The following is an 8,976-nucleotide window of genomic DNA, read 5'->3' on the forward strand; positions in this document are numbered from 1 at the left end:
GACACGGCAACTGTTGCAAGAGGCCCCGGCGGCATACCGCACTCAGGTCAACGACCTGTTGCTGACGGCGCTGGCGCGGGTCATCGGCCGCTGGAGCGGGCAGGCGTCGACGCTGATCCAGCTCGAAGGCCATGGCCGCGAAGAACTGTTCGACGGTGTCGATCTGACCCGCACGGTGGGCTGGTTCACCAGCCTGTTCCCGGTGCGCCTGACGCCGGCAGACACGCTTGGCGAGTCGATCAAGCAGATCAAGGAACAACTGCGCTCGATCCCCAACAAGGGCATCGGTTTCGGTGCCTTGCGTTACCTCGGTGATGCCGGAGCGCAGCAGCGCCTGCAGGCCTTGCCGAGCCCGCGCATCACCTTCAACTACCTTGGGCAGTTCGACGGCAGTTTCGCTGGCGACGAGGCGGCGCTGTTTGTGCCGTCGCCGGACAACGCCGGCCTCGATCAGAGCCCGGAGGCGCCGCTCGGCAACTGGTTGACCCTCAACGGTCAGGTGTATGGCGGCGAGCTGCGGGTGGGCTGGACGTTCAGTAGTGAGCGCTTCGACAGCGCGGTGATCGAAGCCCTGGCCGCAGATTACGCCGCAGAACTCGCAGCGTTGATCGGCCATTGCCTGACCCCGGGCGTCGAAGGCCTGACCCCGTCGGACTTCCCATTGGCCGGCCTGACGCAGGCGCAGCTCGATCAGTTCCCGCTGGCGCCACGCCAGGTCGCCGATGTGTATCCGCTGTCGGCGATGCAGCAGGGCATGTTGTTCCACAGCCTCTACGAGCAGGCCTCCAGCGATTACATCAACCAGGTCCGGCTCGATGTCGAAGGCCTCGATCCGCAACGCTTCCAGCAAGCCTGGCAAGCGGCGGTGGACAACCACGACATCCTGCGCAGCAGCTTTGTCTGGCAGGGTGAACTGGCGCGTCCGGTGCAGGTGGTGCACAAGCAGCTGGACATGCCGTTCCGCGTGCTCGACTGGCGTGATCGCGACGATTGTCAGAGCGATCTGAATGCGCTGGCCGCAGCCGAACAGGCGCAAGGTTTCGACTTGAGCCAGGGGCCGCTGTTGCGCATGGTCGTGGTGCGTCTGGACGAGCAGCGTTGCCATTTGATCTACACCAACCACCACATCCTGATGGACGGCTGGAGCAACTCGCAGTTGCTCGGCGAAGTCCTGCAACGCTACAGCGGGGTTGCCCAACCGCCACTGGCCGGGCGTTATCGCGATTACATCGAATGGCTGCAGCGCCAGGACGTGCAGGCCAGCGAACGTTACTGGACCGCGCAACTGGCTGACCTGCAAGCGCCGACCTTGCTCGCGCAAGCGTTGCAGGCGCAGCGCGGCGATGCACCGCGCGACGGCCACGGCGAACATTTCTGCGTACTCGACGCTGAGCAGACGCGGCGTCTGGGCGAGTTTGCGCGCCAGCAGAAAGTCACCCTCAACACGCTGATTCAAGCGGCATGGCTGCTGCTGTTGCAGCGCCTGACCGGCCAGCCGTGTGTGGCGTTCGGCGCCACGGTGGCGGGGCGTCCGGCCGAGCTCAAAGGGGTCGAGCAGCAGATCGGTCTGTTCATCAACACCTTGCCGGTCATCGCCAGTCCGCATTCGCCATCGAGCGTTGGCGAATGGTTGCAGAGCGTGCAGGCGCAGAACCTGGCCTTGCGCGAGCATGAGCACACCCCGCTGTTCGACATTCAGCGCTGGGCCGAGCGCAACGGTGAGGCGCTGTTCGACAACATTCTGGTGTTCGAGAACTACCCGGTGTCCGAGGCGCTGGCGCAGGGCGCACCGCAAGAATTGCGCTTCGGTGAAATCCACAATCATGAGCAGACCAACTATCCGCTGACGCTGTTGGTGCACTTGAGCGACGAGTTGTCGATGCACTTCAGCTACCAGTGCGAAAGCTTTGCCGCGCACAGCGTGGTGCAACTGGCCGGGTATCTGCAGCGCTTGCTCGGGCAGATGAGCGAGTCGGGGCAGCGTTCGCTCAGTGAGCTGAACCTGATCGAGCACAGCCCGCAGGCGAACACCGACTTCTCCACCGATCTATGCATCCATCAAGCCATCGCCCGTCAGGTGGCGGCGACCCCGGATGCCTTGGCGGTGACCTTCGCCCATACGCAACTGACCTACGCCGAGCTGGACGCGCAGGCCAATCGTCTGGCGCACAAACTGTTAGAGCTAGGCGTCGGCCCGGAAGTACGGGTGGGCGTGGCGATGCCGCGTTCCGAGCAGTTGCTGATTGCCTTGCTCGCGGTGCTCAAGGCTGGTGGTGCGTATGTGCCGCTGGACCCGGATTACCCGGCGGATCGCGTTGCCTACATGTTGGAGGACAGCCGAGCGCGGGTGTTGCTCACCGAGCAGGCCGTTGCCGCGACTCTGAGTGTGCCAGGCGATACGCAAGTGCTGCTGATGGATCAGCTTTCGTTGAGCGCTTTTCCGAGCAGCGCGCCGCAAACATCGGTCGCTCCGGACAACCTCGCCTACGTGATCTACACCTCCGGTTCCACCGGCAAACCAAAAGGCGTGGCGATTGCCCATCGCAACGTCATGGCGCTGATCGATTGGTCGGCCAAGGTCTACCGCCGCGAGGACATTCAAGGCGTGTTGGCCTCGACGTCGGTGTGCTTCGACCTGTCGGTCTGGGAGCTGTTTGTCACTCTCGCCAACGGTGGTTCGCTGATCATCGCGCGTAATGCCTTGGAGCTGGCTCAACTGCCGGCGCGCGATCAAATTCGTTTGATCAACACTGTGCCGTCGGCGATTGCCGCGCTGCAGCGTGCGGGGCAGATTCCGTCGAGCGTGCGCATCATCAACCTCGCTGGCGAGCCGCTGAAACAAGCGCTGGTGGAGGCGTTGTATCAGCAGCCGACGGTCAAGCACGTTTACGACCTGTATGGCCCGTCGGAAGACACCACCTATTCGACCTGGACCCGCCGCAGCGCTGGCGGTCAGGCGCGGATCGGTCGTGCCCTCGAGCACAGCGTCAGCCATCTGCTCGACGCCGATCTGCACGCGGTGCCGCAGGGCGTTTCTGCCGAGCTGTACCTGTCCGGCGCCGGCATCACGCGCGGTTATCTGGGACGTGCGGCGATGACCGCCGAGCGCTTCGTGCCTAATCCTTTCGTCGACAACGGCGAGCGCATGTACCGCACCGGCGACCTGATTCGAGAGCGCGAGGAGGGCGAACTGGAGTACATGGGCCGGATCGACCATCAGGTGAAAATTCGCGGCTTGCGTATCGAGCTGGGCGAAATTGAAGCGCGTCTGCTGGCGCATGCCGCCGTGCGTGAAGCGGTGGTCGTCGCCAGCGAAGTGTCGGGCAGTCAGCAACTGATTGCCTATCTGGTGCCGAGCGATCCGGCGATCATCGACGCCAGCGCCGAGCAACAGGCCGCACTGCAGCAAACCCTCGGCAACTGGCTGGGCGCGACCCTGCCGGATTACATGGTGCCGAACCATCGCCTGTGGCTGGCGCAATTGCCGCTGACCCCCAACGGCAAGATCGATCGCAAGCGCCTGCCGGCACTGGAGCTGAGTTCCGCGCAGTTGCATGTCGAACCGGCGAATGCCACCGAGCAGGCGCTGGTGGAGATCTGGAAGGAGGTATTGGGCCTTGAGCAGGTCAGCACCCATGACAGTTTCTTTGCCTTGGGCGGCGATTCGATCATCTCGATTCAGGTGGTCAGTCGCGCCCGTCAGCAAGGGCTGGAGCTGAGCCCGAAAGACCTGTTCCAGCAACCGACCATTCAGCAACTGGCCCTGTGCGTGCAAGCTGCCGAAGGGCGTGTGGCGCCGGAGCCGGCGCTGATCGACCTGCCGCTGCACGGCTTGAGCGAGGCGCAAGTGGCGCAACTGCCACTGCCGGCGGGGCAACTCGACGGGCTCTATCGCTTGTCGCCGATGCAGCAGGGCATGCTGTTCCTCGGCCTGAATTCGCCGGAATCGGACCTGTACGTCAACCAGTTGAGCGTTCCGGTGCAGGGCCTTGAGCCGCTGCGTCTGCAAGCTGCGTGGGAAAGCGTCAGCCGTCGCCACGACATTCTGCGCACCGGCTTCCTCTGGCAGGACATGGCCGAGCCGCTGCAATTCGTCCTCGCCGATCCGCAGTTGCCGTTCAGTCTGCTTGACTGGCGTGAGCAGGATCATTCGGCCGAGGCCTTGCAAGGCCTGGCGGATGCCGAGCGGGCCAAGGGCTTCGACCTTGACCGGCCACCGCTGCAACGGCTGACGCTGGTGCAAGTCAGCGAGCACAGCTATCAGCTGATCTGGACCTACCATCACATTCTGATCGACGGCTGGAGCAGTTCGCAGTTGATCGGTGAGGTGCTGAGCCAGTATTCCGGACGACCACTGGCCGACGCGGTGCCGTATCGCGGTTACATCAACTGGCTGCAACAGCAGGACGCGAACGCCAGCGAAGGTTTTTGGCGTCAGCACCTGAGCCTGCTCGACGAGCCGACCTATCTGGCGGACGCGGTGACGCGCACCGGCAGCGGTCGCGGTCACCAGGCGCTGTACAGCCGTCTGGGCGAGGCCCGCACCGAACAGTTGAAAGCCTTTGCCCAGTCGCAGCAGGTCACCCTCAACACCTTGGTGCAGGGCGCGTGGCTGGTGCTGCTCAGCCGTTACAGCGGCCAGCGTTGCGTGGCGTTCGGCGCCACGGTGGCGGGGCGTCCGGCGAGTCTGCCGGCGTCGGAATCGATCCTCGGCCTGTTCATCAACACCTTGCCGGTGATCAAGGACGTGCCGGCCGAGCAGGCCGTGGGCGCCTGGTTGCGCGAGTTGCAGGATTTCAACCTGGAGATGCGCGAGCGCGAATACACCCCGCTGACCGACGTCCAGCGTTGGGGCGGGCGTGCCGGGCAGTCGCTGTTCGACAGCATCATCGTGTTCGAAAACCACCCGATCGATCAGGCGCTGCGTGAGTGGCGCGATGATTCGCTGAAGTTTGGCGAGATCAATAACTCGGGCCTGACCAACTTCCCGATGGACCTGATGGTCACCCTCGAAGACGGATTGGTGATCGAGTACATGTTCCTGCGCGAACACTTCGATCTGGCGACCGTGGAAGGCATCCGCAGCAACATGGAAGGCCTGCTCACCGCACTGGTTCAGGACGCCGGGCAGGCGCTGGGACGCATCGGTCTGCCGACCGGGCAAGTCGCGTCCACGCCGGACGTTGTCGCGCAAACGCAGACCACGCTGGTGCACCAGCGCATTGCCGGTTGGGCCGCACAGCGTGCCGAACAAACCGCCGTGATCTTCAATGAGCAAGCCTTCAGCTACGGGCAGATCGACGCGCGGGCCAATCGTCTGGCACATGCGCTGATCGCCGAAGGTGTCGGTCCGGAAGTGCGGGTCGGTGTGGCCCTGCCACGCAGCGAAAACATGATCGTCGCGCTGTTGGCGGTGCTCAAGGCCGGTGGTGCCTACGTGCCGCTGGACGCGACCTATCCGCGCGAACGCTTGAGCTATTTGATGCACGATTCGGGCATCGCTTTGCTGCTCAGCGATTCGAGTCTGCGTCAGGTGCTGCCGACCCAGGCCAACCTGCAGGTGCTGGAACTCGATCAGCTGGATCTGCGCGCTCAGCCGGATTCGGCGCCGCAGGTCGCGGTGCAGCCGGGCAACCTGGCTTACGTGATCTACACCTCCGGCTCCACCGGTCAGCCGAAAGGTGTCGGCGTGGCGCACGGGCCGCTGGCGATGCACTGCCAGGCGATCGGTCAGCGTTACGAAATGAGCGCGGCCGATTGCGAATTGCACTTCATGTCGTTCGCCTTCGACGGCGCGCATGAGCGCTGGCTGACCACCCTGACGCACGGCGCTCGTTTGCTGATTCGTGACGACAGCCTGTGGACGGCCGAACAAACCTTCGACGCCCTGCACCAGCACGGCGTGAGCGTGGCCGCGTTCCCGCCGGTCTACCTGCAACAACTGGCCGAACACGCCGAACAACACGGCAATCCGCCGCCGGTACGGATCTACTGCTTCGGCGGAGATGCGGTGCCGGTGGCAAGTTTCGAACTGGCCAAACGCGCACTGCAACCGCAGTACATCATCAACGGCTATGGCCCGACCGAAACGGTAGTCACGCCGCTGATCTGGAAGGCTGCGGTGGATGATCAATGCGGCGCGGCCTATGCGCCGATCGGCAGCGTGGTCGGCGAGCGCAGCGGTTATGTGCTCGACAGCGATCTCAACCCGCTGCCGGCCGGCATTGCCGGTGAGTTGTACCTGGGTGGCGCGTTGGCGCGCGGTTATCTGGGGCGTGCCGGTGGCACCGCCGAACGGTTCGTTGCCAACCCATTCAGTGCCGACGGCAGTCGCCTGTACCGCACCGGCGACCTGGTGCGCCAACGTGCCGACGGCACTGTCGACTATCTCGGGCGGATCGACCATCAGGTGAAAATCCGTGGTTTCCGTATCGAGCTGGGTGAAATCGAAGCGCGCCTCAAGCAGCAGCCGGGCGTGCGTGACGCTGCCGTAGTGGCCCGCGAGGGCGTCAGCGGCAAGCAACTGCTCGGCTATGTACTGGCCACTGCCGAGACGCCAGCCGACGGCTTGGGCGACCGTCTGCGCGAGCAACTCAAGGCGAGCCTGCCGGATTACATGGTGCCAGCACACCTGATGGTGCTTGAGCGCATGCCGCTGACGCCGAACGGCAAACTTGACCGCAAGGCCCTGCCGAATCCGGACGCCGAACAGCGGCTGGCCTACGTCGAGCCGCGCACCGAGCTGGAAAAAGCCCTGGCGAAGATCTGGCAGGAGGTGCTGAAAATCGAACGGGTCGGGCTCACCGACAATTTCTTCGAACTGGGTGGCGATTCGATCCTCAGCCTGCAAGTGGTGGCCCGCAGCCGCGTGCTCAAGGCTCAGGGCCTGAGCCTGAAACTGCGCGACCTGATGCAGAAACCGAGCATCGGCGAACTAGTGGCCAGCGTTCAGGGCACGGCGGAAAAAGCCTCCGGGTTGCTGGCGATGAACGCCGAGGTCAGGGGCGTGGCGCCGTTGTTCTGCCTTCATGCCGGCTTCGGCACGGTGTTCGACTACGAGCCGCTGGCGCGGCGCCTGAGCGGTCAACGCCAGGTGTTGGCGATTCAGTCGCGGATGCTGCTGGATCCGGCGTTCAACGACACCTCGCTGCAGGAAATGGCCAGTGATTACCTGGCGCAGATTCGCCAGAAACAGCCGCAGGGGCCGTATCACCTGCTGGGCTGGTCGCTGGGCGGAACGCTGGCGATGTTGATCGCCGCGCAACTGGAACAGGCCGGGCAACAGGTCAAGTTTGTCGGGCTGGTCGACAGCTTCGTGCCGTCGGCGGCGGTCGATGCCGGGGCGGTCGATGACTGGCAAGCCGACCTGCGCGATTTCCTGCAGGTGACGCTGCCGGACGCCGCACCGGGCCTGTCCATCGACGGTGAAGAAACGCCGCACAACCTGCGTGCGCTGTTCCAGCGTGCCATCAGCGCCGAGCGCGGGGCGTCGACCTATGTGGCGCTGGGCGCCGAAGAACTGGCGCATGTGTTCAGCGTGGCGCGCCGGCTCAAGCAGTTGTCGCTCAAGCTTGAGCGCTGTGCGCCGCTGACCGTCAACCCGACGTGCTGGTGGACCTTGGGTCGCGAAGCCGAGGCACTGGAGCTGGCGGCGCAACTCGACCAGCCGGGCATGGGCTGTGAATGGCTGGATTGCGGGCACTTCCAGATCCCGCGCGATGAAACTTTCCTGTCCGAGGCTGAAGAAATGCTCGGCCAGATCGTTGAATCAGTAGTCATGTCCTGAAACCTGCTGTGAAACCCAAGTAAAACCGATCGGGCGCTGATGGCGCCCGATCGGTTTGGAGATTTGAATGTCATTGAATCCTGATATCGCCGCATTTCTGCAACTGGTCGGCAACGGCCGGGCCAGTGGCAAACGCGTCGGCATGCATGAGCTGACCCCGAGCGAGGCCCGCGAACAATTTGATCAGTCTTCGTTGCTGATGGACGCCGGCGGTGAAGAACTGGCCGTGGTGGATGAGCTGCAATTGCCGGTGCGTGACGGCGCACTGTTGCACGCGCGGATCTACAGCAATCATCCGTTGCAGGCGGGTGCGGGTCGTCCGGCACTGTTGTATTTCCATGGCGGCGGCTATGTGGTCGGCAGCCTCGATTCGCATGATTCGCTGTGCCGCGCGTTGGCTTCGTTGGCTGATTGCGTGGTGCTGTCGGTGGCGTACCGACTGGCGCCGGAACATCGCTTTCCGACAGCGGCCGATGATGCCCGCGATGCCTGGGACTGGCTGCTGGCGAGTGCGGCTGATCTGGGCATCGACACGGCGCGGCTGGCGATTGCCGGCGACAGCGTCGGTGGCAGCCTGGCCACGGTGCTGGCTGCGCAACTGACGGCTGCCGCTGTGCAGCCGCGTTTGCAGGTGTTGATTTATCCCGTTGCAGATGCCAGTCGCAGCACGCCGTCGATCGAGCGTTTTGCCGAAGGCTATCTGCTGGAGAAGGCTTCGCTGCAGTGGTTCTACGCGCACTATCAGCGTGATGCCAGCGATCGTCTTGATCCACGTTTCTCGCCGTTGCTCGGCGAAGTTCCGGCCGATGTCGCGCCGGTGCTGATGGTGTTGGCCGAGTGTGATCCGTTGCACGATGAGGGCGTGGCTTATGCCCGGCATTTGCAGGCGGCGGGGGTTGTTGTGGATTTGCAGGTGTACTCGGGCATGACCCATGACTTTATGCGGATGGGGGCGATTGTTGATGAGGCTGAAGAGGCGCTGGGGTTGATTGCTGGGCGCTTGGTGGAGGTGTTTGCTTTGGCTTGACCGGGGTGGGGGGGAATATCCGTTGCTGCGGTAACGGCCACCTAGGGTTCCGCCCTGACGGCGGGTCACTTTGGCAAACGCCCCAAAGTAACCAAAGGGCTTTACCCTGACGTTCGGCCCTCGCTCAGGCTCGGGTTCCTTCGCTGCGGGATTCATCCGGGGG

Annotated in this window: 2 protein-coding genes (1 of these 2 cut by a window edge); both read left to right on the forward strand. The window is 63.9% G+C overall.

The annotated features are described in order from the left end of the window. Positions 1 to 7,786 carry the 3' portion of a non-ribosomal peptide synthase/polyketide synthase gene (locus tag OC71_RS10300; protein ID WP_041068247.1) on the forward strand. The gene continues 7,211 nt to the left of window position 1, outside the view, so 7,786 of the gene's 14,997 nt are visible here — the last part of the coding sequence; the start codon falls outside the window, past its left edge; the stop codon is at positions 7,784 to 7,786. 67 nt (positions 7,787 to 7,853) lie between these two features. Further along, positions 7,854 to 8,813, forward strand: a complete 960-nt coding sequence (locus tag OC71_RS10305; RefSeq protein WP_041068249.1) for an alpha/beta hydrolase — start codon at positions 7,854 to 7,856, stop codon at positions 8,811 to 8,813. Positions 8,814 to 8,976: the final 163 nt, after the last annotated feature.

It is taken from the genome of Pseudomonas sp. W15Feb9B (genome assembly GCF_000828175.1).
Taxonomy (GTDB): Bacteria; Pseudomonadota; Gammaproteobacteria; order Pseudomonadales; family Pseudomonadaceae; genus Aquipseudomonas; species Aquipseudomonas parakoreensis.